The sequence below is a fragment of the Halomonas sp. 72 genome, from assembly GCF_052379785.1.
Taxonomy (GTDB): domain Bacteria; phylum Pseudomonadota; class Gammaproteobacteria; order Pseudomonadales; family Halomonadaceae; genus Vreelandella; species Vreelandella citrativorans.
The window spans coordinates 135,198-161,865 of sequence record NZ_JBQSYY010000002.1; the positions used below are offsets into that span (position 1 = coordinate 135,198).

The following is a 26,668-nucleotide window of genomic DNA, read 5'->3' on the forward strand; positions in this document are numbered from 1 at the left end:
AGCAGAGGAAGAGAGTAATAGAAAGAGAGTAATAGAAAGAGAGTAATAGAAAGAGCAGGTGCGGGAGTGATGAAAAATGTAGCAGAGATGACAAAAGGATAGACACAAAAAAAGCGCTGACGGTGCAGCGCTTAATGCATACCGGGCAGCAGGCTGCCCGGGGGATGGATTTATTTGGAGGAGGCCGCGAGAACGTCTTCGCTAAAGTTCGTAGCAGGCTCATCGACCGTAAAGGTCGCGCGGCTCAAGCGACGTACACGCTTCATAAACAGGGCGATGCACACCAGCGTACCCAGTGCCGCCACCACATAGCTCACCTGCAGTGGCAGGCCAAAACCAATCGGCGCGTAGGCGATATAGGTAAAGGTAGCCATGGTCATGAAGACCGCCGGAATTGACGTAATCAGGTACGGTTTGCGCGATAGCACCAGATACATCGTGGCGACCCATAGCGCGATCACGGCGGTGGTCTGGTTTGCCCAAGAGAAGTAGCGCCACAGTAGCGTGAAGTCCATGTGGGTGAGTGCGTACGACACGACAAACAGAGGTACAGCGATCAGCAGACGCTTAACGATCGGGCGCTGATCAATTTTCAGGTAGTCGGCAATGATCATGCGCGCGCTACGAAACGCGGTGTCGCCAGAGGTGATCGGAAGAACGATAACGCCCAGTACTGCTAGTGTGCCGCCGACGGCGCCAAGCATGGTGGTAGATACTTCGCTTACCACGGCCGCAGGACCGCCTGCTGCCAACACGTCAGAAAGGCTTTGATCACCGTGGAACAGGCTCATGGCTGCTGCTGCCCAGATCATGGCGATAATGCCTTCGGTGATCATCATGCCGTAAAAGATTTTGCGCCCGCTGGTTTCGTTTTCCGTTGTGCGCGAAATAATGGGCGTTTGCGTGGCATGAAAACCCGAAAGCGCGCCGCAAGAAATCGTTAAAAACAGTAGCGGGAAGATAGGTGCGCCTTCCGGATGCATATTTTGGAACGAAAGCTCAGGGATCGGCGCGCCCGTCACGATCATGCCAATGCCGATACCCGCTGCGCTGAACAATAACAGCGCACCAAAGTAGGGGTAGATGCGGCCGATCACCTTATCAATCGGTAGTAGTGTCGCAATCAGGTAGTAGACAAAAATCGCCATAATAATCAGGGTAAGTGATATCGGCGTCATATTGTCCAGCAGCGCGGCGGGGGAGGTGACAAATACGGTACCCACCAGCAACAGTAGTAAAATCGCAAAGCCGTTAACCACGTGCTTCATGACTTTACCCAGGAACTTGCCCGCCAGTTGAGGCAGGTGAGCGCCGTGGTTGCGAATCGAGATCATGCCCGTTAGATAATCATGCACCGCACCGGCGAAAATACACCCAACCACGATCCAAACGAAGGCGACCGGACCGTAAAGTGCGCCAAGAATAGGGCCAAAAATGGGCCCGACACCGGCAATATTAAGTAGTTGGATAAGCGAGTTACGCGTTGTGTTCATCGGTACGTAGTCGATGTTGTCACGCATACTATAGGCAGGCGTTTGACGCTTGCGATCAGTGACAAAGACCCGTTCAACGAATTTACCGTAGGTAAAATAACCCACGATTAACAGCAGTATCGAGACGATAAAGGTAATCATGTTGGGCACTCAGTGGTCATGGGATAATGAAAGACGACAGATGAAAAATCAGCTAGGGCGCTGATTAGTTGGCAGAATGTACAGTGTCGTTAAGCAAACCGCTTTAAGACTTTAGTGGCCCACTGAGCGTAATGACACACATCAATATGAAAACGGGCAGCCTTAGGCTGCCCGGTCATCTTCTTGCAAAACGTAAGCGCGTTATGAAGGTGTCACACCGCAGAGCATGCGCGCACCACCGCCACCCAAGTGTGGCTCGTCTTCATACGTGTCGCCGCCCTCATGAATAATCAGGGCGCGGTCTGTTATGTCGTCCATGCTCAGCCGAGGTGCCAGCACGGGCAGGTTCGCTTCCCCATCGTCGTTGACGGTCAGTACCGGCAGGTCACCCAAGTGGCCTTCGCCATAAGGACCCTGATGGGTATCGGTATTGTCCGGGTCGTAGTGACCGCCGGCGGCTTGAGCAGCGGTCATTTCGCCGTCATCGTTTTCGGCCGGTTCGCAACTGGGGTTTTCATGCAGATGAAAGCCATAAATACCCGGCTCTAGACCGGTAATGGAAGGCGTCAATACCACTCCCCCGAATTCGGAGCTTTCAACCGTCACGGTACCGAGTGCATCGTTTACGCCTTCGGATGTTACCTCGTGCATATTCACTTCAAGCGATTCGCTCTCATTTGTCTGAGCACTAGCGGTAGTGGCCAGTAGCAGGGCTGCGGCGATACCGGTGAGCGGAGCTGAATAACGCATCGTTCGTTCTCCTTTCCTGTTCCGTGGAAGCCCCCGAAGGGGTGCCTTTACAAGGTAGTTGCCGAGTCCCCATGTTGCCAACGCTGGCTGGCTAGCTTTAAGATAACGTTACGGATGACATCAGCCTGCCCAGCCGCGACAATAGCGCCTCGTTTTTACCCAGGAAGTGCTATGTTGCCGCTTAGAATCCTCTATCAGGATGAGCACCTTGTCGTCGTGCATAAGCCCTCCGGGCTTTTAGTACACCGCTCGGCGCTGGCACGGGGTGAAACGCAGTTTTTATTGCAGCAACTGCGTGACCAGATAGGCAAACGCGTTTATCCCGTGCACCGGCTGGACCGGCCAACGTCGGGCGTTATTGTGTTTGCCCTCTCCTCGACTGTCGCCGGGCTTTTAAGCGAAGCGTTTAGTGAACGTCAGGTCGAAAAGCGCTACTTGGCGGTGGTGCGTGGCAAAGCACCTGATGAGGCGCGTCTGGACTATCCGCTACGTGAAGAGGATGGCTTGCGGCCTAAAGCAGAAATGCCTGCGATGCCCGCCATGACCGATATACGCCGCCTGGACAGTGTCGAGCTTCCCGTTCAGGTTGACCGCTATCCAGTAGCCCGTTATTCGCTTGTGGAAGCGCGCCCACTCACTGGGCGTCGCCACCAAATTCGCCGCCATTTATCGCGGCGCGGTTACCCCATTATTGGTGATGCCAAGCACGGTAAAAGCGTCCATAATCGTTTTTTTGCCGACCAACTGAATGCGCCACGCTTGTTGCTAGCGGCCACGCATTTAGCCTTTGATCACCCCGTGCTGGCTAAACGGGTTGCGCTAACTTGCGCCCTGGATGACACCATGACCGCCTTGTTCCATCATTTAGGCTGGGCAGGCCACCTGCCGTTGGACAGCGTGCGGACACCGCCGCTGACTGCGCCCTCTGCCCTTCAAATGCTTTAAAAAGAGCTTGCCATGTCTACTACGCCTTCACTTCCACCGGTTACCCCGGCAAGTGCTGAGCCAGCCTCTGCTGGCACGGCTTTTAACGACTATGCTTCTAACGACTATGAGTTCCGTTTTGGCGGTATTCGACGCCTTTATGGGCAGCGCGCGGCCACCGCGTTTCGCCATGCGCACGTGGTGGTGGTGGGCGTAGGTGGCGTAGGTAGCTGGTCGGTGGAGGCGCTGGCGCGTTCAGGTATCGGTAAGCTTACCTTGATCGACCTGGACGATGTGTGTGTCTCCAACATCAATCGTCAGCTGCACGCGCTGGACGGCACCATCGGCCAGCCCAAGGTAGAGGTGCTGGCTGAACGCTGTCGTCTGATTGCGCCGGAAATCGACATTGTCGCTGACACCGCGTTTGTCACACCCACGAACCTGGCCGAGCGCATTCCCGAGGACGCCGACCACGTAGTGGACGCTATCGACAGTGTTATCGCCAAGGCCGCGCTGATTGCCTGGTGCAAGCGGCGTAAAATCCCGATTACCGTGACCGGTGCCGCCGGTGGGCAAACCGACCCCACACGTATTCAAGTGGCCGACTTAACCCGTACTGAGCACGACCCGCTGTTATCCAAAGTGCGCTCGCGCCTGCGCCGGGATTACAACTTCTCGCGCAACCCCAAGCGGCGCTTCTCGGTCGAGTGTGTCTACTCCGACGAGCAACTGGTGTATCCCGGTAGCGACGGTGAAGTGTGCCTGCAAAAGCCCGGCAGTGGTGATGCCACCCGGCTGGACTGCGCCTCCGGTTTTGGCGCCGCCACGTTCGTCACCGGCACGTTCGGCTTTGTAGCGGCCTCCAAAGTGCTCGAACGCCTGGCTAAAAAAGCCAACCAGCCAGCCACTCAGAAGGAAATCCAATGACCGCCCCCGTTCCCGGTATTTACCGCCACTATAAAGGCGCACTTTACGAAGTGGTTGGCACCGCCCACCACAGCGAAACCGAAGAGCCGCTGGTGGCCTACCGCGCCCTTTATGGGGAGTACGGTTTGTGGGTGCGCCCGCTTGAAATGTTTATGGAGACAGTGAATAAAGAGGGCCAGACCCAGCCGCGCTTTGCGCTTGAGAAGGCATTTTAGAGCACTCTTTGAGCAGAGCAGAGCAGAGCAGAGCAGAGCAGAGCAGAGCAGAGCAGAGCAGAGCAGAGCAGAGCAGATGGCTAATCCTGGCTGAAAAGCCGTCGCTTATTCCAGTACGTCACCATCAGGAAGCTATATGCCCTCACCGACGCCGCAACAAACGCTGAAAGACGTATTCGGTTTTGACGACTTTCGCGGTGGCCAGCAGGCCGTGGTCTCCCGGGTGTTAAAGGGCCACTCCACGGCGGCTATCTTCGCCACCGGTGCGGGGAAGTCACTGTGTTATCAGTTGCCTGCGCTGCATCTACCCCATTTAACGCTGGTGGTGTCACCGCTTTTAGCGCTGATGCAGGACCAGCTGGCCTTTTTAACCCGGCATGGCGTGGCGGCGGCCACTATTGATTCTACCCAGGACCGCGACACCGTGCGTGATGTGATGGAGCGCGCCAGAAGTGGCGAGTTGAAGATTCTCATGGTGTCGGTGGAGCGGCTCAAGAACGAGCGTTTCCGGAATTTTCTACGCCAGGTGAATATTTCGCTGTTAGTGGTCGATGAAGCCCACTGCTTGTCTGAATGGGGGCATAACTTTCGCCCCGACTATCTCAAGTTGCCTGAGTACCAGCGCGAGTTCGTAATCCCGCAAGTGTTGCTGCTGACCGCCACGGCCACGCCTGCGGTGATCGCCGACATGGGCGAGAAATTCTCCATTGATCCAAACAATGTGATTACCACCGGCTTCTACCGGCCCAATCTTGAATTACTGGTGCACCCAGTGGCGGGTAACCGCCAGCAGCATTTGATTGATTGGCTAAAACCCCAAATGCAGCCGGGCAATGAAGCGCCCAGCATCATTTATGTCACCTTGCAGCAAACCGCCGAACAGGTGGCCAGCGCCTTGGTTGCCCAGGGAATCAACGCTCAGGCGTATCACGCGGGGCTGGATTCATCGCGACGAGACGAGATTCAGCGCCAGTTTATGAGCGGGGAGTCGCCGTGCATCGTGGCTACCATTGCGTTTGGCATGGGCATCGACAAAGGCAATATTCGCAACGTCGTGCACTTTGATCTGCCCAAATCCATCGAGAACTATAGCCAGGAGATCGGCCGGGCAGGGCGCGATGGCTTACCTTCCACTTGCCTGACCATGGCAGGGCGCGATGGCCTGCGCGTGCTGGAAAACTTTGTGTACGGCGATACGCCGGAATATGTGGGCATTGTGCGCTTGCTTGAAGAGATCGCTGCTGCCGGTGCCACGCCCGAGCGGCAATGGGAAGTGCTGCTCAATGTGTTGTCGCGCGATACCAATATTCGCCTGCTGCCATTGAAAACCCTGCTGGTACGGCTGGAAATGCACGGCATTATTGCACCGCGCTTTGCCTTTCTGGCGGAGTACCGGCTGCGTTATCACACTGAACCAGAGGCGCTGGTCGCGCGCTTTCAAGGCGAACGGGGATCCTTTGTCCGCCTGCTGGTCGACAACATCCCCATCGCCCGCACCTGGGGGAGCGTGGATTTCGAGCGGCTGCAGTCGGCTGGGCAGGCGCAGCAGATTGATGCCTCCCGCGCCCGTGTAATCACCGCTCTTGAGTACTTTCAGGACAAAGGCTGGCTGACGCTGGAAGGCAAACGAATGACCGACGTGTATGACGTCCGTCAGCCGGCATTCAGCCTTGAGAGGCTGGCGAGCCAGCTATATGATGAGTGCTTAGTGCGTGAGCAAAGCGAGATCGAGCGGCTGCAGGCCATGCTGGCGCTCTTTGAGTCCGACACATGCCTGACTCGGCGTTTAACCGAGCACTTTGGCGACACCACGTTAAGCGCAAGCGACGACAGCCGGTGCGGGCACTGCTCGGTCTGCTATGGGCATCGCGTTCAACTGCCTGCCGCGCCGTCTTTACCGGCACTGACAGACGCCGATTTCAGCCGTTACGCCGTGCCCTTTATGGAACGCCATACGGCGCAAACGGGCCAGCCTCCCAACAGCCAGCGGCTAGCCCATTTTTTGTGCGGCCTGAGTATGCCGGTGTTTACACCGTTCAAGGCGCGAAGCCTTGATGGCTTTGGCGTATTTGAGCAGCGCGCCTACCCTGAAATACGGCAGTGGGCCGAGCGGTGCCTTACCCTTGGCGCTTACCCCTGACGCAGCGTAATGCGGGTGAGTTCTGAAGGCTTGCCTAAGCGCAGTGCAAAGCCAGGCCAGAGCCCGGTGCCGTTATTGACGTAAAGCGTCATTCCGTCAACATCGTAAAAGCCCGAGACAAAGCCGTTATTGGCCAAGGCCACAATACGATCAAACCCCCAAATCATACCGCCGTGGGTGTGGCCGGAAAGCTGCACATCAACCCCGGCGGCAGCTGCCTTGGCGGCATCAAAAGGCTGGTGGTCGAGCAGGATGATCGGCGCGCTATCGGGAGCACCAGCGATTGCTTCGTCTACATCCGGCGCAGGCCAGCCGGTGCGCGGCGCGCGTAAATCGGTGATGCCAGCCAGTACCAGGTGGGCGTCGTCTCGTGTGATCACAGTATGTTGATTGGCCAGCGTCTGCATACCAAGTGATTGGTAATGTGCCATCCACTGCTCGTACCCAAAGTAATATTCGTGGTTGCCGGGGCTTGCATAAACGCCATCTGGCGCCGAAAGCGCTTGAAGCGGTGCTACATCCAACCTTCGGGTTTCAAGGTCGCCGTCGATCAGGTCGCCGGTAATCACGATTAAATCAGGCGCCAAGGCGTTGGTTTTGGTGACTACCGCTTTAACCCATGGCGCCTCAAATAACCGGCTAATATGCAGGTCGGTTAAATGGATTATTTGATACCCGTCAAACTGCGTGGGCAGCCCGGTAATGGTTACTTCAACCTCCTTCATGGGCGGTACGCGTACTGCCTGGTTGACCCCAAAGGCTGCGATTGCCAGCGCGATGACCCCGATCGCATAACGTAACGAGGCAGGGATTTTAAGTCGCCGCCTTTTTGCTGCTATTAAAAGAAGTGTTACCGCATCAACGATGAGTTGTAACGCCGCCAGGAAAAGAACGGTGCCGAACAGCCAGTTGATCATCAGCACCATACTTCTGGGTACCTCGGGGGAAAACATGCTGCCAAAGGCCAAAAACGTCAGCAGGTGGTGCTGTGACACGAGCAGCAGTAACGCGCTAAGGGCAATCTTGACCCATAACGGCCAACGCAGCGGCACCAGGAAACGGGCAATAACCATCAGGCAGGGTATGGCAACGATGAAGTGAAACATCAAAAGGAACTCGTATAAGAGAGTGGGCGTAGTTATATAGATAAACGACTAAATTAGCTATTCATCAAAAAAGTGTAAAAATCGCGTGGTTCAACGCTACGTGCATTCGCTAAGCGCTTTCGATACGTACGTTCGCTAAGTGTTGCCACTAAGTACGTTCATCGGGCAGGCGTCTTTCGCGCCAGTTATCCCACGCGGGAGCTGGACCCACCATGTCAAACAGATGATCCAAAAAGGCGCTTACCTTTCGCGTATGCAGGCGACGCTGCGCGTACAGTACATGAATATCGCGCCTGCCGGGGGCCACCTCGCAGCGCCACGCTTCAAGCACGGGTAGCAGTTTTCCCGAGGCCAGCTCATCGGCGATTAGCCAAGTCGGAAACATGACAAGCCCGTGCCCCATGAGCGCTGCTTGTACCAGGCTTTCGGCATCATTGCTACAAAGCGGGCCATCCACCTTGCAGGTCAGCGGTTGGCGCTGCTCGGGGTGGTGGAAGTACCAGCGCTGGCGACCCATTTCACCCTGGTAAAGTAGGCAGCTGTGCTGAGCCAGGTCATCAGGCGTATTCGGCGTGCCTGCATTGTGCAAATAGCTCGGCGCGGCGGCCACCACGTAATTCATCGGGGCCAAGCGGCGTGCCACCAGCGTAGTGTCAGCAAGCTCACCTACGCGAAAGGTGATATCGATGCCCTCGCGTACTGGGTCAGTGAGTTGATCGGTCAGCATTAACTCGACGTTGACCGCCGGGTAGCGCTGCTGAAAGCGATGCAGAATTGGCATGATTTGGCGCTGACCAAAGGCGACCGGCGCGTTTAAGCGCAGCACTCCGGAAGGCTCGGCATTTGGCGCTGTCAGCGCTTCGGTCGCCAGGTCGAGCTGTTCAAGGATGCCTCGCACGTCTTGATAGTAGCGCTCACCGGCTTCGGTCAGCGTCACTGCCCGCGTGTGCCGATAGAGCAGTTGCTGACCCAACGACTCTTCCAGGGACGCAATTTGGCGCGAGATAGACGACACAGCGCGATGAAAATGACGAGCCGTGGCGGTAAAGCTGCCGGTTGCGGCAACGCGCTCGAAAACGCGTAATGCATTGAGATCCATTGAGTTGTGCCTACAGCAATAAAGATTTGCGGTTTTTCCAATTGTAGCAACTTTGGCTGCTGTCCAGAATAAGCCTCAACCGATACGAGCCCAGCGTTCGTCGATTTTAGAACTCACTTTGTCAACACTCGCTGGATTGATGCGAGTTATCTCATTTGGATAAGGAGTCAATAATGCGTAAAGGCAACGCGCTTGTCGTAGGCGCGACAGGAATCACTGGCGGTAACCTGGCAAGCTATCTTAATGCCAGCGGCTGGACTGTTTATGGTTTATCACGCCGCGCCACTACCCAGACCGGTGTTATCCCTGTTGCCGTTGATCTGCTGGATCGCGAAGCGACCGAGAAAGCTCTGGCCGATTTACCCATCACGCACGTGTTCTACTGCACCTGGGTCAAGCGCGATAGCGAAAAGGACAATGTCGAGGCCAACGGCGCGATGATGCAGAACCTGCTGGATGCCCTGCAGGGTGCCAAAATCAAGCATGTCTCGCTGGTAACCGGCACCAAGCAGTACCTGGGCTCTTTTGAGAGCTACGGCAGCGGCAAGACCGAAACGCCATTTCGCGAATCCGCGCCGCGCGTACCGGGTGAGAACTTCTACTACGCCCTTGAAGACACCCTGTTCACCGCCGCCGAACGTGACGGCTTCAGCTGGAACGTGCACCGCCCGCATACTGTGATCGGCTATGCCCTGGGTAACGCCATGAACATGGGCGTGACGCTGGCGGTTTACGCGTCTATCTGCAAAGCAACCGGCAAGCCGTTTACCTTTCCAGGCTCGCAGACTCAGTGGAATTCACTGACCGACCTAACCGATGCGTTGGTGCTGGCGCGCCAGTTGGAGTGGGCGGCCACCACTCCGGGTGTACACAACGAAGCATTCAACACTGTTAACGGTGACGTTTTCCGCTGGCGCCGGATGTGGCGTGAAATAGGCGAGTTCTTCGAACTGGAGGTGGCCGATTGCCCGGAAACGCCGCTGCCGCTGGAAACACAAATGGCCGATAGCGCGCCAATCTGGGCCGACATTGCTGAAAAGCATGACCTTGTTGAAGCCGATGTGACCAGGCTAGCTTCCTGGTGGCACTCTGATGCCGACCTTGGTCGTGAGCTTGAGTGCGTTAACGATGTGACCAAGTCACGCGATTTCGGCTTTGACCACTTCCGCGAAACCCGTGGCGCGTTTTTTGATCTGTTCACCCGCCTGCGCGCAGAACGCATCATTCCTTGAGCCATACCGCTTTCAGAAAAATCGCCACCGGGGTGCCTAATGGCACCCCATTTTGCGTTCCTGAGCGCCTTCTTGGATGTAATGGCTCAAGTGCGGTGATAAAAAATGAGTTAACCGGATGCTGGTTAAAAGAGTAGCAAAGCTATTAATGATTCTAATGTATAGCAGTAAGTGTCGCTCTGGCCTGTTGTGAAGGAATAGATTAAAAGATATTTGTCGTATTCTTTAAAACAGTAAAGCGCACTAAGCCCGGGCCTTGTTATGCTTTTAAAAAGCCTAACAACCCTGTTTCTTTTTTACTTTTACGCGTTACTATTAACACTGTTCGTGTCGATGTTTTTAAATGCTCGAAGATAAAAGAAGGTGGCCCGCGAGTTAACGCATGCGGATAGTTATACTGAAAAAACGCACCGGTCTGGAGCGTTAGAAATGCGCCGTCCAGCGCAACGAAGGCTTCGTGGGCAAGGGCGGGTAACGCAATAGAGAGCGACGGGCTGTGTTGCCACAGCTCACAGTAGCCACACTGGTTGTGCCAGTCTGACAACGTGCTGGAAAGCGCGCGGCCAGTAGCCGTATCGGGTGGGAGAGAGTGCGCTACAGGGTGCTCGGCGTGTTCATCCGTAGAGTGATGATGTTCAGCATCCGCATTGTGGTGATGGCTGCTGCTGTGGTTGTGGCTGTGAGCATGGTGGCCATGGTCGTGATGACTGGCCTGGAACTGAGAAATGAGCGGCCCCGCAAATAACAGGCACATGGCTACCCACGCCATCGCTAATGTAACGCGATAGTAGGGTAAGCGTGCTGAGCGAGACAGTGGCATCAAATTCAGCTCTCACGGGGTTAACAAGAAGCGTGATTGTACCAGTCCGGTACTGTGTAACCATAAAATTATCCGTTAACGGTAGATTCCTTAAATCGCTGAGCCTTATGCGACCTATAACCGCACACTTTATATGAATGATTTTAGAAGATGTTTGTAGCGTTTTAATCGTTAGCTTTTTTAAAAATCAATAATCCTTTGCATATACGTCATGCCGATAAAACACACTGTTTAATATCTCTTGGGAAATGATAAGCATGTCCTCAAAAAAAAACGATCCAACGCTGCCCCGGCGAAATGGAAAAATTCTCTTTGCGCTATTAATGCGAATGCACTTTTATGTGGGGCTGTTGGTAGGTCCCTTTATCCTGGTGGCCGCCTTAAGCGGTATTGTCTACGTTTTAACACCTTCGGTGGAATCGTGGCTTTACCGTGATGCCTTAACAGTAAGTACCCAAGATGCACCGCAGCCGCTGGCACGGCAAATTGAAACGGCGCAGTGGGTGATAGGCCAGGACACGCTACCCGCCGCGGTTCGCCCCGCACCGGATGCGCACAGTACCACGCGTGTTATGTTTGCTGATCCAGCGCTTGGACCCTCCGAGCATCGGGCTATTTTTATAGACCCGGCAACGCTTGACGTAAAAGGCGACATGACGGTGTACGGCACCAGCGGCATATTGCCGTTTCGCACGGCGCTTGATCAGTTTCACCGTGGTTTGCTGTTGGGTGATATAGGGCGTTTGTACAGCGAACTAGCGGCGTCATGGTTATGGATCATTGCGCTGCTGGGCCTGGTGCTTTGGTTAGCGCGACGTAAAACGCTTAAAAGCCCAAGCCCGCGTATGGCGGCAAGGCGCTTGCACGCAACCGTAGGTGTTTTTGCGCTCGTCGGGCTGCTGTTTTTCTCAGCCACGGGGCTTACCTGGTCGCAATGGGCCGGTGGCAATATTGGCGAATTAAGACAGGCGTGGGGCTGGGGTACGCCGAGTGTATCGACCGTGCTTCCCGCGCCAGGGGATGCAGTGAGCCATGATTCCCATGCCCATCACGACATGCATGCCGACCATGGTGTGAGCAGCGCCCCCGAAGCCGGAGATTTTGTAAGCCCGGAAGGGTTCGACCAAGCGCTTGCGGCAGCCAGGAGTGCAGGACTACTGGCAGGTAGAATCCAGCTAGAACCGCCTGCCAGCGAAGGCCGAGCGTGGCGTGTGACTGAAATTGACCGCCGCTGGCCTACTCAGGTAGACCAGATCGCACTGAACCCAAGCGATATGCGTATTCTTGAGCAAACGGATTTTTCAACGTTTCCCTTGGCGGCAAAGCTAACGCGCTGGGGTATTGATTTACATATGGGCGTACTGTTTGGCCTGCTTAACCAGCTGGTGCTGGCGCTATTTGCAGCGGCCCTGGTGTTTCTTATTGTGTGGGGTTATCGGATGTGGTGGCAGCGCGTTAAAAACACCACGGTGAATAAGGCACAAACCATGACCGCGCTGTTTATCATGCTGGGCTTGCCCGCTCAGTTGGGCCTGCTCGCCATCCTAACGCTTTTAGGGTTCGCCTTACCGGTATTGGGCGGCAGCTTGATCATTATTGCGATTATTGATGCGCTGCGCTGGGCGGCTTCCAGAAAGCCCCGAAGCGTGTAAAAACGCTGATAATAAGCGCAATAGAAAAGGCCTCAGGTCGATACCTGAGGCCTTGGCGCTTGCAAGCAGATTTATTCCCACGCGGGGAAGGGGTCAGGCAGTGTTTTCCACATCTCCATGCCTTCCAGTAGCTCGCCTTCGTTGAGTAAGCAGGCATCCAGCGCTTCACGCATGCGGGCTTTATCCAGCCCTTGGCCGATAAACACCAGCTCCTGGCGCATATCCCCAAACGGCTCTTCCCACTTCTCGGTGATGAATTGGCGGTACTCGGGGTCAGTTGGCCAGCGCTCTTCAGGAACCGCCTTCCAGAACATACCGGCCATGCCGTGATGGGCGATGCCGCCTGCCTGGCTCCACTGCCCGGCCCACTGAGGGCGAGTGGCCAGCCAGAAAAAACCTTTCGAGCGCAATAAACCCTCGCCAAACCACTCGGAATGCAGCAGGTCGTGAAATTTGGCCGGGTGAAATGGGCGACGGGCGTGATAAGCAAAGCTTCCGATGCCGTACTCTTCGGTTTCGGGTACGTGCTCGCCACGCATCTCTTTTAACCAGCCCGGCGCCTGCTGAGCGCGCTCAAAGTCAAACCTGCCAGTATTTAGCACTTTATTAAGCGGCACGCCGCCTTGGCGAATAGGCACCAGCTCGGCATCGGGGTTGAGGGAGTGCAAAATGGCTTTGAGTGCCTCCAGCTCTTTTTCGCTAATTAAATCCGTTTTACTAATCAGCAATACATCGCAGAACTCGATCTGATCCACCAGCAGGTCGGCAACGTTGCGTTCATCCTCTTCGCCGAGACTTTCTCCTGCTTCCGCTAGGCTTTGCGCTTCACGGTATTGGGCAAGAAAGTTGGCACCATCAACGACCGTTACCAGCGTATCCAACCTGGCGATATGGGAAAGGCTTTGGCCGTCCTCATCCTCAAAGGTAAACGTTTCAGCCACTGGCAAGGGTTCGGAGATGCCGGTCGACTCAATCACCAGATAATCGAATTTTCCTTCCTTTGCCAACTGGTTGACCTCGATAAGCAGGTCTTCGCGCAGCGTGCAGCAAATGCACCCATTGCTCATCTCGACAAGGCGTTCTTCTGAGCGATTAAGCGCTACTTCGTTCTCAAGCGTTGATTCGCCCGGGCCACCGCGCACCAGCGCGGCGTCGATGTTCACCTCGCTCATATCGTTCACAATCACCGCCACGCGAAGGCCTTCACGGTTGGCGAGGATATGATTGAGCACAGTGGTTTTACCAGCACCCAGAAAGCCCGACAGCACGGTAACGGGCAGGGGAGAAAACGCAGTCATTGCTAGCATGCCTCTAAATGGTTTTATGTTATGTAATAATATAACAATATATGGCGACTAGAAAGTGCTGTTAGCGAAATGGTGAGGCTTGGTGACAGATGCAAGAAAGGAGGGATGGGCACTTCGGTTTTTAAAAAAACTTATTTATCATTGTCTTAATATATAAATATTAAGTAAATTAAACTATTTATTAGTTTTATATTTTCATCTAGTAAAAATATAAATTTCGTAATACGAAAGATTAATACAAACGTAAACTACCCTGAGCTACCTTTTTATGAACAATAAAATATAAAAAGGTAAGAACTAATGCGGGTAAAAACACCGTTACCATCCAATAAAGTGGCTCAGTCCTCCTTGTCCAAAGGATTAGCTTTGTTAACTGCAGTGGCAGAGAAAGGCTCAGAAGGAATTAATCTGAGTGAGGCTTCCACGAAAGCTGGAATAAATATTTCAACAGCTTACAGATTGCTGAATGCCTTAGTTGAAGAAAACTTCATTAGCCTTGACCCTTACTCTAAGTTCTACCATCTAGGGCTTATGCCTTATGAAATTGTTGAACGAGCTGGATCTGATGTTGCTTTCCTTGAGCTTCGTCGAAAGTTACACCCAACCTTATTAGCTATACAGGAGGAGGTTGATGGAATTGTTTGTCTTTCTGTTCCATCTCGAGGCGAATCATTATGTATCGACCTTGTTTCTGGTAGCTCTCATATAACAATCAATACTTTAAAAATAGGTGCAAGACGCCCGCTCGGCGTTGGCGCTGCTAGCCTCGCACTACTTGCCAGCCTCTCCGACGAAGAGAGGGAAAAAGTCATCATATCCGAGGCAGAGCGATATCTAAGGTATGGCTGTATGACAGCTGAAATTGCTCGCGATGCAGTAAGTCTTCTCGATTCTCAAGGCTACGTTTTTAACGATGCTTATGTCATTCCAGATATCGGTGCGATTGCATTACCACTGTTCTCAGAAAATTCGTTGATTGGCGCTATCTCCGTGACGACCACAATTTCTCGATTAAGCAAAGAACGGCGAAAGCAGATTGCGGCGATGATTTGTGCTGCCGTCAAACGTGAAGGCATGCAGGTTAAGAGGAGACGCTGATGTACCCAATTGACTTTTTTTATAGGCAAGTACTTAAAGATGGGAATCGTATTGCAGTTGAGTTCGGCGACGAAAAAATCACTTATAAAGTGTTAAAGAATAAATCGGATGCTTTGGCTGCGGCGTTTCAGGATATTGACTCGACTCCGGGTTCCAGAGTTGGCATTTGTTGCTTCAATCATATCGACCACTTAATCGCTTGGCTGGCGGTTCTGGCTGCGGGGAAAGTGTGGGTTCCTCTCTACCCAAAAAATAGAGAGGCGGAAATCTGTCAATCGATTGAATTCACTGAAATGTCGATTGTTGTTGTAGATGAGGATAGCCATCACTTGGTCAAGAATGGCGGAGCTAAGATTCTTATTGCGAGCGCAGAAGAAGGGCAGACTTCATTAGCCAAATTGATCCGAAAATATGAAGGAAAGAAACCGACCTTTCACCTTTTACCACTCCATGAAACACAAGCAATTAAGTTCACTGGAGGTACTACTGGTAAACCAAAGGGAGTAATGCAGCCTTACCGTGCTTGGAACACGAATATCGTTACACAGATCTTGGCGTGGGACATGCAAGAGGGCGATCGATATCTCGCAGCGGCACCAATCACGCATGGAACCTCGACATATATTTTACCGACGCTAGCAACCGGAGGCACCATCGTCATTTTGGACCAGCCTCGACCAAAAGAGACGCTTCATTATTTACTAACGAGCGATATCACTACCACTTTTTTACCGCCGACAGTTCTTTACTTGATGATGCAGATACCTGAAGCCAAAGAGGGAAGTTACGATCGGCTAAGAAACCTTGTTTATGGATCGGCACCGATGCGATCAGAGGCTATTGCTGATGCTCAAAAAATATTCGGGCCTTGTATAGCTTCAAATTATGGTCAGACGGAGGCGCCGCAGATCGCCACTATGATAACTGCACAAGACCTGCTTCGCCCCGAAAAACGGGCCTCTGTTGGTCGTGAAACCATTCTTTCGAAAGTTGGCATTATCGATGAAAGCGGTAATTTGCTTCCCGCTGGATCTAATGGAGAGATCGTTCTGCGAGGTGACCTCCTCATGACCGGCTATTGGCGTCAGCCAGATAAAACTGCTGAGACTTTAGTTGATGGATGGCTTCGTACTGGTGACCTTGGCTTTGTCGATGATGAGGGTTTTCTTTTCATTAAAGGGCGATCGAAGGACGTCATCATCACAGGAGGCTTCAACGTCTACCCAATCGATATAGAGCCGGCTATCGCTGAGCATGAGGCGATTATAGATTGTGCTGTCTTCGGCGTACCTGATGATAAATGGGGGGAGGCTGTCCATGCCGCTGTTGAATTACGTGATGGAGTTCAGGTGGAGCCTAATGAAATTATTGCATTCATTAAGGAAAAACTTGGGTCGGTAAAGACCCCCAAATCTCTTGTTGTCTACGATCGTCTACCCCGCAACGCGTATGGAAAGCTTCAGAAGCAGACGCTCATTGATGACTATATAAAGTCGGCCAAAGCCGGCAAACAAAAGGATACATAATTATGGTCTTTAAAACGCCTACCACTTCTCTAAGCCGACATACTCCTACAGCGGTCTTTTATCGGGAAAAAAACCTCGTTGAAGATATGCTCAAGTCCGGCTCTCAATCTGATTTCGTTTCCGTGATGATGGAACATATCCTTGGCCGTCAAATTAAGCCTGAGGAGCAGCGAGTAATGAATGCTGTTCTAATCACCATGATGGAGCATGGCTTTACGCCTAGCGCCATAGCAACGCGTTCCGTCTACATGAGCGCACCTGAAAACTTACAAGGGGCCGTAGCTGCAGGGCTTTTAGCAATCGGAAGCCAGTTTGTCGGGACCGTGGAAAACAATGCGCGCTTATTAGCCAGCCTTGCCTCATTAGAGGGCGAAGAACGCAGAACATACGCTAAAGAGATCGTCAATGAATATCGAGGCCGAAAAGCACACATCCCAGGCTTCGGGCATCACCTACATTATCCTGACGATCCTCGGGCAAAACGGCTTATAGAAATAGGTCAAAAAAATGGGTTCTCAGGAAAGTATATCGAATCCCTCCATCTTCTTTCCGAAGTTATTGATGAAATCACAGGGCGGCACATTACTATCAACGCGACTGGCGCAACAGCCGCACTGCTTGGCGAAATGGGTATTCCTGTAGATCTGATGCGAGGCTTCTCTGTTATTGGGCGCACCGCCGGTCTGGTTGCCCATATTGCGGAAGAGCAGCAACGCCCTTCAGGCCGATATATCTGGGACCTCGTCGATAAATCTATACCCTACGAGGATTAAAGAAATGTCCAATTATGTACTTATTACAGGCGGCTCAAGGAACATAGGTGGTGCGATAGCGAAACGCCTTTCTGAGGATGGACTGCGTGTTGTTGTGGTAGATCGGATTCAACCTGAACATGAATACGCAGAGAAATTTATTGAGGTCGATCTCGCGGATGCCATAGCGACAGAGAACAAAATCATCGAATTTACCGCTACTCATAGCGTACTTCGGCTAGTCAATAATGCCGGTATCGTTATGCCTTCTGCGATTGAAGATACCGAGCTTGATAGCATTGAGAAAGTCGTTTCCATCAACCTGACAGCACCAATTTTATGTGCCAAGGCTGTTATTCCTGCAATGAAAAAGGCTGGTATAGGCCGCATTGTTAATATCTCTAGCCGCGCCGCTTTAGGTAAAGAAATGAGAACGGTTTATTCGATGACGAAGGCTGGGCTACATGGTTTAACGAAAACATGGGCACTCGAACTCGGACGACATGGTATCACTGTCAATGCGGTGGGCCCCGGCCCAATACGAACAAGTCTGTTTGAAGAGGTTAACCCGCCGGACGATCCACGCACGAAATCCATCATTGAGCGCGTACCTGTTGGAAGGCTAGGCACGCCAGATGATGTTGCTAATGCAGTAAGTTTTTTTGCATCCGAAAAATCAGGCTTTGTTACTGGGCAAGTACTTTACATCTGCGGAGGCATGACGATCGGCTCCGTATAAAGGTTTCCAGTTGCATTAGCACTGGAGAATCCCCGAGTGGGTACATTCATGCAGAGGAAAAAATAATGACAAAACTCTCGAAGACACTGTTGTCGTCCATTTTGGTCAGCACTTCACTCATGGCGTTCACATCGCAAGCGAACGCACAAGCAGAGGACTTTCCAACTAAGCGTATCAATATGATCGTTCCCTATAGTGCTGGTGGATCGACCGACATACTTGCTCGTCAAGTAGCAAGGGGGCTAACAAGCGTCCTTGATGAGACGGTGACCGTGGAAAACCGGGCCGGAGCCGGGGGCACGCTAGGAAGCACACAGGCTGCAATGGCAAACCCTGATGGATACACTCTCTTTATGGGAAACGTTTCATCTCATGGCATTGCGCCGGCTGTCTATAAAAACCTGCAATACGATGCGAAGAATGATTTTGATCCAATTATATATCTTCTTTCGATCCCGAATGTGATGGTGGTCTCTAATGAGAGCAATATTAATTCGGTAGAGGAATTTATTGATCAAGCCAATGAGCGAGAGATGAGATTCGCTTCGTCAGGAGTTGGAAGTTCAATTCATCTATCAGGGGAGATGTTTAAAGCACGTACGGGGGCTCGGATGACGCACGTACCATACCGTGGAAGTGGTCAAGCAATGCCAGCACTACTTTCTGGGGATGTTGACGTAATGTTCGAGAATATGCCTTCGGCTCTCCCGCAAATCCAATCAGGTGCAATCCGACCTCTGGCAGTCACGACGAGTGAGCGATCCGCAGCATTGCCTGATGTTCCCACACTTTCTGAGGCGGGTATTGCCGAACTTGAGGAATTTTCTGCCATTTCATGGTTCGGTCTATTTTCTCCAGCGGGAACAGATGATGCAGTGGTTACGAAACTTAACGAAGCAATGCAGGAAGTGATGCAGAGCGACGATTTTAAGGAATTCGCTAGGACGCGAGGGGCCACGATCGAAGGTGGCGAACCAGCAGACCTTGCTTCACATGTCGATCAAGAACTAGCTCAATGGAAAACGGTCGTCGATGAAGCCGGCGTGACCGTGGAGTAAGTATTTTAGAGCGGACGTGAAAATTTACGTCCGCTCCACTTCATTGGGTTTATAGAGGGCTTATCGATGAGCGACGACATTGAACAGAGACCCGAGGCTGTTGCTAAAAAAAGCATAAAAGATGCCATGCTTGGGGGGGGAATATTTGTGGCTTCAGTTCTCTTCGCTTGGATTGTAATTCCTGCGGGAGTGGTTTCACCTGCTTCAGTAGAGCGGCTTCCTCTCTCTCCGGTCTTTCTACCTTACGTTTTAACCACATTAATTGGGATTTTTGGCTTGATCTACGGGATGCAGGCATCAATCGGCCTAGGGGTTCCTAAAGAGGAAAATGATGAGTCTACCCATTTAAGGCGTAGGTGGCCGTTACATATTTTATTAGTAGCCGCCTGTTTTTTTGCCTATTGCTTTTTAACTCAGTACCTCGGTATGTTGTTGATATCTATAATGGTTACAGGGTTTCTTATCTGGCTGGGTGGAGAGCGACGGCCTCTAATCCTGGTTTCAGTCTCAATCGGGCTTCCGCTAGTTCTTTATCTATTCTTTACGCTGTTTGCGCAGGTTCCGCTTCCGAAAGGCCTACTTGAAGGATGGATCTGACGATGATGTCAAACATCGCCGAGGGTATTACCCTTTTTTTCAGTCTCAGTAACTTTCTTGCTATAACGGTCGGGGTATTAGTTGGCGTGACAGTTGGGGCCATTCCTGGGCTAACTGCAACAATGGCTGTAGCGCTGGCTCTGCCTTTTACATTCTCGCTCGACCCTATCACTGGAATATTGCTTCTGATAGGAATCTATAAGGGAGGAATTTTCGGGGGATCAATTACCGCTATTTTGGTAAAAGCGCCTGGAACGCCAGCAGCAGCTTGTACAATCCTTGATGGCTACCCAATGGCTCGCAAAGGCAAAGCCGGAAAAGCGCTAAAGATAGCCTTATATTCCTCATGCACGGCAGATTTAATCTCCAATCTTGCTCTTATCTTCCTAGCCGGAACCATTGCAAGTTTCGCGTTAAAATTCGGACCTCCAGAGTATTTCTGGCTAATAGCTTTTTCTTTGACAATTGTAATCTCGATATCAGGATCATCTTTAATGAAAGGGTTGATGTCGGGAACTTTAGGTATCTTGGTTTCGACAATTGGGCTTGACCTAGTCTATGGAACCCAGCGCTTTACTTTTGACAATTTCAACTTAATGGGTGGTGTTAGCTACATTCCATTGCTTATTGGCCTTTTTGCTATTCCTGAGGTTATCGATTTTTATGTTCAAAAAATAATGCCGATTGCCGTTAAAGGGGCAGACCGAAGTCGAGTATCTATGCCTGAGTTTATTAAGTGCTTACCTACAATTATTCGCGGAAGCTTTATTGGCGTGATCATTGGTGCGATTCCAGGAACGGGGGCTACGGCTGCTGCTTTTCTTTCTTATGGTGAGGCAAAGAGAGTATCCAGTCATCCGGAGAAGTTCGGCACTGGGGAAATTGTAGGTGTGGCGGCTTCGGAATCTGGCAACAATGGTGTCGCCGGGGCGACACTCATACCACTCTTAGCATTAGGGATACCTGGTGATGTTGTAACTGCCGTTATTTTAGGGGCTTTTATGCTTCACGGGCTAACGCCGGGGCCGCTACTCTTCCAAGATAACATAACCATAATATATGCAATCTTTGCAGGGATAATGCTGTCCTCACTCGTACTGCTTGTCGCCGGTAGTTTAGCAATACGCCATTTCGCAAAAATTGCGGACATCCCTCGGCACATTCTTTTGCCATCGGTTCTGCTTTTCTGCGTATTCGGAAGTTATGCCGTCCAAAATCAGATGTTTGATGTACTAATGATGTTTGCCTTTGGGCTTCTTGGCTTTGTAATGACTCGGATAGGGATGGCTTCAGCCCCCTTTCTCATCGGGTTCATCCTTGGACCCCTGTTCGAAGATAACTTAAGACGTTCCTATTTGATATCAGAAGACATATCCATCTTTTTCCGAAGCTGGATCTGCTGGTTTTTTATAGCGGCGGTCGCATTATCTCTTTTTATGGGGTTACGCCGGGAGTGGCTAGCGGCAAAAGCAGCGAAGTCCAGAGCCAGTAGCGCCCATTCTGACGGCATATGAAATGAATAAGAAAGGTGGATTAATAATGATAAAAGATCTAGAGGGTAAAGTTGTCTTAGTGCTTGGCGGTGGGTCAGTCGGCCCCGGCTGGGGGATTGGAAAAGCGATTTGTGTAAAGTACGCCGAGGCAGGTGCGATCGTCATTGTTGCAGATCGGGAATTATCTGCTGCGCAGGAAACCCTAGCACTCATTAAAAGTAGAGGCGGTCAAGGCCGGGCGGTTGAAATTGACGTTACAAAGGATGAGGACTTAACCGCAACTATATACAAAGTTATCGAGGCTTTAGGCCAGGTCGATATACTTTATTGTAATGTAGGGGTAGGAAAGGCTGGAGCCTCTGAACAGACATCTCCAGCAGACTGGCGGCGTATTAGCGATGCCAACCTCACTTCTCTTCATGTTGCTACCTCAGCAGTACTGCCCTCCATGCGTGAAAAGGCTAGTGGAGTTATCTTAACAACGTCTTCTATCGCCGCGGTTCGTGACGTTGGATATCCTCATCTTGCTTACGGTACCACCAAGGCCGCGGCTATTCATTTCATGCGGCTCTTGGCAATGGAAAATGCCTGCTATGGTATTAGAGCGAATACGATAATTGCTGGCTTAATTGACACACCGCGCATCGAAAAGACACTCGCTAATTCTTATGGAAAAAAAACTTCCGACGAAATGCGGGCTGCCCGAGCTATGCAATGCCCATTAGGCCGAATGGGAACAGGGTTTGATATCGCAGAAGCCGCTTTGTTTTTAGCTTCTGATAAAGCATCGTATATTTCTGGAACAGAAATATTAATTGATGGTGGGCTCTCTGCCACTGTGCAACAACCACCTATATTTTGAGTAACGCCTGACCGGCGGTCTGGCGAATAGTCTCACGGGCGTGCTGAACCCAACCTAATGGCATGAGGTTTTCTCCAGAGTTAGTGCGCCATACTGGCAGGAGGTTGGACAACTAACAGCGTTGAAGTCATTAGCCGTCTCAGTGTCGCGGTAAATACACCCGTGCCAAATGGATTGATGTGTTTCGTTCCCGTGGAATCAATGGCTTACATGACATCTGGCCGGCTGTAGAGTCGCACTGCTTGTCCCGGTGTCCTTTAAGATATGCATGGCATCCAACCCTATGTCATCCAGTCGACCATAAAAGTGTCCAATGTTAAGTTGATCGTGCTCATGTTGCTAGAAACTCAGGTTTGATCGTGTCCATAGGCATCAACGGCAAAGGCTTCCTGGATGCATCTTTTTATGCGTCAAGCACGTCGGTTAAGTGTATAGGTACCTCTCAAGTGTGGTGGTTGTGCCTTAAGCTAGTTTTTGTTTTTTAACGTTATTTTTTATTGTTTATTTACGGTTTTCTAAGATTCGATACTGAAAGATGAGTGATAGCGCTATGGTGTAAGTAGTAATGTCTATTCTGTAACGCCTAGCCGTTGGGAAAATAAATACTAGGTAAACCCCATGGCCCAGACCTTTCAAACGACAGTAGGCAGCCGCCATTATCGCTTTAAAAGCCTGACCGAACTGATGGCCAAAGCGACCCCCGCGCGTTCGGGTGATCGTTTAGCGGGTGTAATTGCCGAAAGCGCTGAGGAGCGCGTGGTGGCACAGATGGTGTTGGCGGAACTGCCGTTAACCACCTTCTTGAACGACGCTCTGATCCCCTACGAACACGATGAAATCACCCGGCTGATTATCGATGAGCATGACGCCGAGGCCTTTGCGCCCCTTCGGCATTTAACGGTAGGGGATTTTCGTAACTGGCTGCTCTCGGATCAGGCAACTTCAGAAGTGCTCACCGCCGTTCGCCCAGGCATTACGCCGGAAATGGCCGCGGCGGTCAGTAAGCTGATGCGCAATCAGGATCTGATTCTGGTGGGCAGAAAGTGCCGAGTTACCACGGCTTTTCGTAATACCATCGGCCTGCCCGGGCGGCTTTCTACCCGGCTACAGCCCAACCACCCGACGGACGATGTCACCGGCATTGCGGCGAGTATTCTGGATGGCCTGCTGTATGGCAGCGGTGACGCGGTGATCGGGATTAATCCAGCCACCGATAACGTGGCTCAAAGCGTTAAGCTGATGCGCTTAATGGATGACGTGATTCAGAAGTACCAGATTCCCACCCAGTCCTGCGTGCTTACCCATGTGACCAATACGCTGGAAGCCATTGAGCAGGGTGCCCCGGTGGACCTGGTGTTTCAATCGATAGGCGGCACTGAAGCCACCAACCGCAGCTTCGGGTTTGATTTAAGCACGCTTGCTGAAGCCGAAGCGGCTGCCCAGTCGCTTAACCGGGGCACGGTGGGGCGCAACGTCATGTACTTTGAAACCGGCCAGGGCAGTTCGCTCTCCGCGGATGCTCATCATGGGCTTGACCAGCAGACCTGCGAGGTGCGTGCCTATGCGGTGGCGCGCAAATTCAGCCCGTTGTTGGTCAATACGGTGGTGGGGTTTATCGGCCCCGAGTACTTGTTCGATGGTAAAGAGATCACCCGGGCCGGGCTTGAGGACCATTTCTGCGGCAAGCTTTTGGGCGTGCCCATGGGCTGTGATGTTTGCTACACCAACCATGCTGAAGTCGACCAGAACGATATGGACAACCTGCTGACCCTGTTGGGCGTAGCGGGCTGCAATTTCGTGATGGGCATACCGGGGTCTGACGACATTATGCTCAATTACCAGACCACCTCGTTTCACGACGCGCTCTACGCCCGCCGCGTGCTTGGGCTAAAAGCCGCGCCGGAGTTTGAGCGCTGGCTTGATGAGATGCAGATTTTCAACGATGTGAAAACACACACGCTAAACGACCAGGTGCCCGCTGCGTTCGCTAACAGCCTGCGCCACCTGCCCAGGGAGCCACGCCATGACATCTAACCCAACGCCTATTGTTGTAGAGAACCCTTGGGAACGGCTGCGTGCATTTACCGATGCGCGTATCGGCTTGGGCCGGGCGGGCGTCAGCCTGCCTACCGGTAAGCTGCTGGAGTTTCAATTGGCCCACGCTCAGGCGCAGGATGCGGTGCATGCCCCGCTGGATGTCGAAGCGCTGGCTCAGCAGTTGCAAGAAGCCTTTGCGCTTGAACATGAGCCGCTTCGCTTGCACAGCCAAGTGGAGGGCCGAGCCATGTATCTCCAGCGCCCCGATGTTGGCCGCCGGTTAAATGATGATTCGCGGGAGCGCTTACACAATGCCCAAACGTCGCCATCACGCGTGGATCTGGCTGTGGTGATCGTCGATGGACTTTCTGCTCTGGCGGTCCAGCAGAACAGCCAGCCATTTTTAAAAGCGCTGTATCAGCAGTTTGAGCAGGACAACGCTGCGTGGCAGTTAGCGCCGCTCGCTATCGTCGAGCAGGGTCGGGTGGCGATTGGCGATGAAATTGGCGCGCTGCTCAATGCCGATGCGGTACTGGTGATGATCGGTGAGCGGCCCGGGCTGAGCTCGCCGGATAGCCTCGGGCTTTACATGACCTGGGCGCCCGAGCCGGGGCTTAAGGATGACCGGCGCAACTGCATTTCCAACGTGCGCCCAGCGGGCTTGAACATGCAGGAGGCAGCTCGGCGGCTCTTTTTACTGCTCAAAGACGCCCGTAAGCTGAAAGTATCGGGCGTTAAATTAAAAGATCGCAGTGAAGACGGCGTATTTGAAGGCGACGCAGCCGCCTCGGGCGCAACGAAAAACTTTTTGGTCGCTGATTAGCGCTTATACCGCACGACGTGAAGAGGCTACTCACTTATTCAATAAAGCGCCTTTGCTGAATGGCTTCATGGCGTTTCATCCTATAGGCTGATCAAAAAGCGACAAGAGTCCCGCTTGTGAACACCACGCCTGCCTATCGCTTGGCCGCGACCATTTTGCATGGCTTTGAAGCGTACCGAACCCGCTTTAAAGCGATCACGCTGGATGCTCAGCGCCGTTTTCAAGAAGGTGCCTGGCGGGAGAGCCAGCAAGCGTCCATTGCGCGGATTAATCTCTATCAGCAGCAGGTGGATGACGCGGTTGAACGTCTCAAGCGTACATTTTCAAATGAGTTATTAACCCATTGCGAGGTCTGGCGTGAAGCGCGTAGCCACTATGCCGAGCTAATTCGTCCGCGGCTGGATGTTGAACTGGCCGAAACCTTTTTTAACTCGCTCTTTTGCGCCATTTTCAAGCATCGCCATATTCGCAATGAGTGGATGTTTGTGATCAGCTCTCGAAAGGAGGCCGCGCAGCGTTCAGGCATTGAGTTGTGCCGACGCCGTTCAATTGATGGGGATTGGCAGGCGGCTTTGCGCTGGGCACTGGAAGGCGCTGCCTTGCACAACCCGTTTGCCGATATGGCACGAGATACTCGCTTGGGTGCCGCGCTATTAAACAAAACGTTGCCAGGCACTATATGGCAGGCCAAGGACGCCGCTATAGAGCTGCTTCACAGCGTTTTTTACCGCAATAAAGGGGCATACCTGGTGGGACGAGTCACCGGCGGCGGGGAACAAGTGCCGCTGGTCTTGCCGGTACGCCACCAGGAGCATGCCGAGCAGAACACTGAGGGCGTCCCCCGGCTTCATCTGGATACCGTACTGATTACGCCTGACGATGTAGCCATTATCTTCTCGTTCAGCCGGGCGTATTTTCAGGTGGATGTCGCGGTGCCGAATGAGTGTGTGGGTTACCTGCAGCGCCTAATGCCCCATAAGCCAGCTGGTGAGCTTTACGCGGCGATTGGCTTTTTTAAACATGGCAAAACCGAGTTCTTTCGCGCGCTTAATCAGCAGGTCGCTAAGCGCGAGGACGTGTTTATTATCGCCCCCGGCGTGCGCGGGATGGTGATGGCCGTGTTTGTACTGCCAAGTGCGCGTACGGTATTCAAGATCATTAAAGACACCTTTGACCCTGCCAAGGACGTGACACCTGATATCGTGCGCGAAAAGTATCATTTGGTGAAGCGCCACGACCGGGTAGGCCGCATGGCCGATACTCAGGAATTTTCTAACTTCACCGTGCATAACGATCATTTCGACCCGGAATGCTTGGCTCACCTGTTGGAAGTTGCCCCCTCTACCGTGACGCTGAAAGGCGAGAAAGTCGTCATCAAACACTGCTATACCGAGCGCATGATGACGCCGCTGAATATCTATCTGGAGCAGTGTGATGATGAGGCGCAGTTAGCGGTGCTCAAGGACTATGGCGATGCCATCAAGCAGATGGCCGCCGCCAATATTTTCCCAGGCGATATGTTGCTCAAAAACTTTGGCGTTACGCGCCAGGGACGGGTGATTTTTTACGACTACGATGAGGTGTGTTACCTCACTGAGTGCCACTTTCGCGCTATCCCGGCCGCAAGTGGTGACGATTACCTGAGCGGTGGAAATGAAAGCTTCTCCATTGGCCCGAACGATATCTTTCCCGAGGAGTTTGGCCCGTTCATGTTTGCTAACCCGGAGCGGCTGCGGGTGTTTAAACAGCTTCACCCGGAGCTGTTTGAGGTCCGCTACTGGCAGGGCTTGCAGCAGGCCATTGTCGATGGCCGTATCATTGACGTGTACCCTTATGGAAACGAGCAGCGCTTTGTAGACGCTGCACAGTAACCGCGG

Annotated in this window: 23 protein-coding genes; 17 read left to right on the forward strand and 6 right to left on the reverse strand. The window is 52.5% G+C overall.

What is annotated here, in order from left to right; genetic code table 11:
• Positions 1-170: 170 nt before the first annotated feature.
• Positions 171-1,634, reverse strand: coding sequence for a carbon starvation CstA family protein (locus ACT3T6_RS02560; protein WP_193055235.1), 1,464 nt, complete (start codon positions 1,632-1,634; stop codon positions 171-173).
• Positions 1,635-1,835: 201 nt separating this feature from the next.
• Positions 1,836-2,384: a superoxide dismutase family protein gene (sodC, locus tag ACT3T6_RS02565; protein ID WP_193055236.1), complete on the reverse strand. Its 549-nt coding sequence runs from the start codon at positions 2,382-2,384 to the stop codon at positions 1,836-1,838.
• Positions 2,385-2,555: 171 nt separating this feature from the next.
• Here sodC and ACT3T6_RS02570 point away from each other — a divergent pair, with 171 nt between their 5' ends.
• From ACT3T6_RS02570 to ACT3T6_RS02585, 4 genes are all read left to right on the forward strand, one after another.
• The gene (locus tag ACT3T6_RS02570; RefSeq protein WP_193055237.1) at positions 2,556-3,329 is read left to right on the forward strand and encodes a pseudouridine synthase; all 774 of its coding nucleotides are present in this window, start codon (positions 2,556-2,558) and stop codon (positions 3,327-3,329) included.
• A gap of 12 nt (positions 3,330-3,341) precedes the next feature.
• Positions 3,342-4,235: a tRNA cyclic N6-threonylcarbamoyladenosine(37) synthase TcdA gene (tcdA, locus tag ACT3T6_RS02575; RefSeq protein WP_193055238.1), complete on the forward strand. Its 894-nt coding sequence runs from the start codon at positions 3,342-3,344 to the stop codon at positions 4,233-4,235.
• Positions 4,232-4,450 (forward strand): DUF1653 domain-containing protein, encoded by a 219-nt coding sequence (locus ACT3T6_RS02580; protein WP_193055239.1) that lies wholly within the window; start codon positions 4,232-4,234, stop codon positions 4,448-4,450. The genes tcdA and ACT3T6_RS02580 overlap by 4 nt, the downstream gene beginning before the upstream one ends.
• 136 nt (positions 4,451-4,586) lie before the next feature.
• Positions 4,587-6,590, forward strand: a complete 2,004-nt coding sequence (locus tag ACT3T6_RS02585; protein WP_193055240.1) for a RecQ family ATP-dependent DNA helicase — start codon at positions 4,587-4,589, stop codon at positions 6,588-6,590.
• Here the strand turns inward: ACT3T6_RS02585 and ACT3T6_RS02590 are convergent.
• Together ACT3T6_RS02590 and ACT3T6_RS02595 are read right to left on the reverse strand one after the other, a co-directional pair.
• On the reverse strand, positions 6,581-7,696 hold the full coding sequence (locus ACT3T6_RS02590) for a metallophosphoesterase (RefSeq protein ID WP_193055241.1): 1,116 nt from the start codon (positions 7,694-7,696) through the stop codon (positions 6,581-6,583). The two genes, ACT3T6_RS02585 and ACT3T6_RS02590, sit on opposite strands and share 10 nt — an antisense overlap.
• Before the next feature lie 148 nt (positions 7,697-7,844).
• Positions 7,845-8,795: a LysR family transcriptional regulator gene (locus tag ACT3T6_RS02595; protein WP_193055242.1), complete on the reverse strand. Its 951-nt coding sequence runs from the start codon at positions 8,793-8,795 to the stop codon at positions 7,845-7,847.
• 173 nt (positions 8,796-8,968) lie between these two features.
• On the opposite strand from ACT3T6_RS02595, the gene ACT3T6_RS02600 reads away from it, so the two are divergent.
• Positions 8,969-10,027 (forward strand): SDR family oxidoreductase, encoded by a 1,059-nt coding sequence (locus tag ACT3T6_RS02600; protein ID WP_193055243.1) that lies wholly within the window; start codon positions 8,969-8,971, stop codon positions 10,025-10,027.
• 259 nt (positions 10,028-10,286) lie between these two features.
• Here the strand turns inward: ACT3T6_RS02600 and ACT3T6_RS02605 are convergent, their stop codons facing one another.
• On the reverse strand, positions 10,287-10,847 hold the full coding sequence (locus ACT3T6_RS02605; RefSeq protein WP_193055244.1) for a DUF2946 domain-containing protein: 561 nt from the start codon (positions 10,845-10,847) through the stop codon (positions 10,287-10,289).
• A gap of 257 nt (positions 10,848-11,104) precedes the next feature.
• On the opposite strand from ACT3T6_RS02605, the gene ACT3T6_RS02610 reads away from it, so the two are divergent.
• Entirely contained in the window at positions 11,105-12,499 is a 1,395-nt protein-coding gene (locus ACT3T6_RS02610; protein ID WP_193055245.1) for a PepSY-associated TM helix domain-containing protein, read from the forward strand.
• A gap of 71 nt (positions 12,500-12,570) precedes the next feature.
• Here ACT3T6_RS02610 and zigA read toward each other — a convergent pair whose 3' ends face one another.
• Positions 12,571-13,797 carry a zinc metallochaperone GTPase ZigA gene (gene zigA / locus ACT3T6_RS02615; protein WP_193055246.1) on the reverse strand — a complete coding sequence of 409 codons (1,227 nt, stop codon included), beginning with the start codon at positions 13,795-13,797 and terminating at the stop codon, positions 12,571-12,573.
• Positions 13,798-14,106: 309 nt separating this feature from the next.
• Here zigA and ACT3T6_RS02620 point away from each other — a divergent pair, with 309 nt between their 5' ends.
• The 11 genes from ACT3T6_RS02620 (at position 14,107) to aceK (ending at position 26,662) form a co-directional block, all read left to right on the forward strand.
• The gene (locus ACT3T6_RS02620; protein WP_193055247.1) at positions 14,107-14,904 is read left to right on the forward strand and encodes an IclR family transcriptional regulator; all 798 of its coding nucleotides are present in this window, start codon (positions 14,107-14,109) and stop codon (positions 14,902-14,904) included.
• Complete coding sequence (locus ACT3T6_RS02625) at positions 14,904-16,430, forward strand: class I adenylate-forming enzyme family protein (protein WP_193055248.1); 1,527 nt, start codon at positions 14,904-14,906, stop codon at positions 16,428-16,430. Before ACT3T6_RS02620 ends, ACT3T6_RS02625 begins: the two co-directional genes overlap by 1 nt.
• A gap of 2 nt (positions 16,431-16,432) precedes the next feature.
• Positions 16,433-17,203, forward strand: coding sequence for a citryl-CoA lyase (locus tag ACT3T6_RS02630; protein WP_193055249.1), 771 nt, complete (start codon positions 16,433-16,435; stop codon positions 17,201-17,203).
• Between the two features lie 4 nt (positions 17,204-17,207).
• The gene (locus tag ACT3T6_RS02635; protein WP_193055250.1) at positions 17,208-17,921 is read left to right on the forward strand and encodes an SDR family NAD(P)-dependent oxidoreductase; all 714 of its coding nucleotides are present in this window, start codon (positions 17,208-17,210) and stop codon (positions 17,919-17,921) included.
• A gap of 65 nt (positions 17,922-17,986) precedes the next feature.
• A complete protein-coding gene (locus ACT3T6_RS02640) occupies positions 17,987-18,979 on the forward strand; it encodes a Bug family tripartite tricarboxylate transporter substrate binding protein (RefSeq protein WP_193055251.1) in 993 nt (330 codons plus the stop codon).
• A gap of 66 nt (positions 18,980-19,045) precedes the next feature.
• Positions 19,046-19,576, forward strand: coding sequence for a tripartite tricarboxylate transporter TctB family protein (locus ACT3T6_RS02645; RefSeq protein WP_193055252.1), 531 nt, complete (start codon positions 19,046-19,048; stop codon positions 19,574-19,576).
• Between the two features lie 5 nt (positions 19,577-19,581).
• The gene (locus ACT3T6_RS02650; RefSeq protein ID WP_193055424.1) at positions 19,582-21,090 is read left to right on the forward strand and encodes a tripartite tricarboxylate transporter permease; all 1,509 of its coding nucleotides are present in this window, start codon (positions 19,582-19,584) and stop codon (positions 21,088-21,090) included.
• A gap of 1 nt (position 21,091) precedes the next feature.
• Positions 21,092-21,931, forward strand: coding sequence for an SDR family NAD(P)-dependent oxidoreductase (locus tag ACT3T6_RS02655; RefSeq protein WP_226912035.1), 840 nt, complete (start codon positions 21,092-21,094; stop codon positions 21,929-21,931).
• Positions 21,932-22,549: 618 nt separating this feature from the next.
• Complete coding sequence (locus tag ACT3T6_RS02660; protein ID WP_193055253.1) at positions 22,550-23,965, forward strand: ethanolamine ammonia-lyase subunit EutB; 1,416 nt, start codon at positions 22,550-22,552, stop codon at positions 23,963-23,965.
• Entirely contained in the window at positions 23,955-24,791 is an 837-nt protein-coding gene (eutC, locus tag ACT3T6_RS02665; protein WP_193055254.1) for an ethanolamine ammonia-lyase subunit EutC, read from the forward strand. Before ACT3T6_RS02660 ends, eutC begins: the two co-directional genes overlap by 11 nt.
• A gap of 116 nt (positions 24,792-24,907) precedes the next feature.
• Positions 24,908-26,662 carry a bifunctional isocitrate dehydrogenase kinase/phosphatase gene (gene aceK / locus ACT3T6_RS02670; protein ID WP_193055255.1) on the forward strand — a complete coding sequence of 585 codons (1,755 nt, stop codon included), beginning with the start codon at positions 24,908-24,910 and terminating at the stop codon, positions 26,660-26,662.
• Positions 26,663-26,668 lie beyond the last annotated feature (6 nt).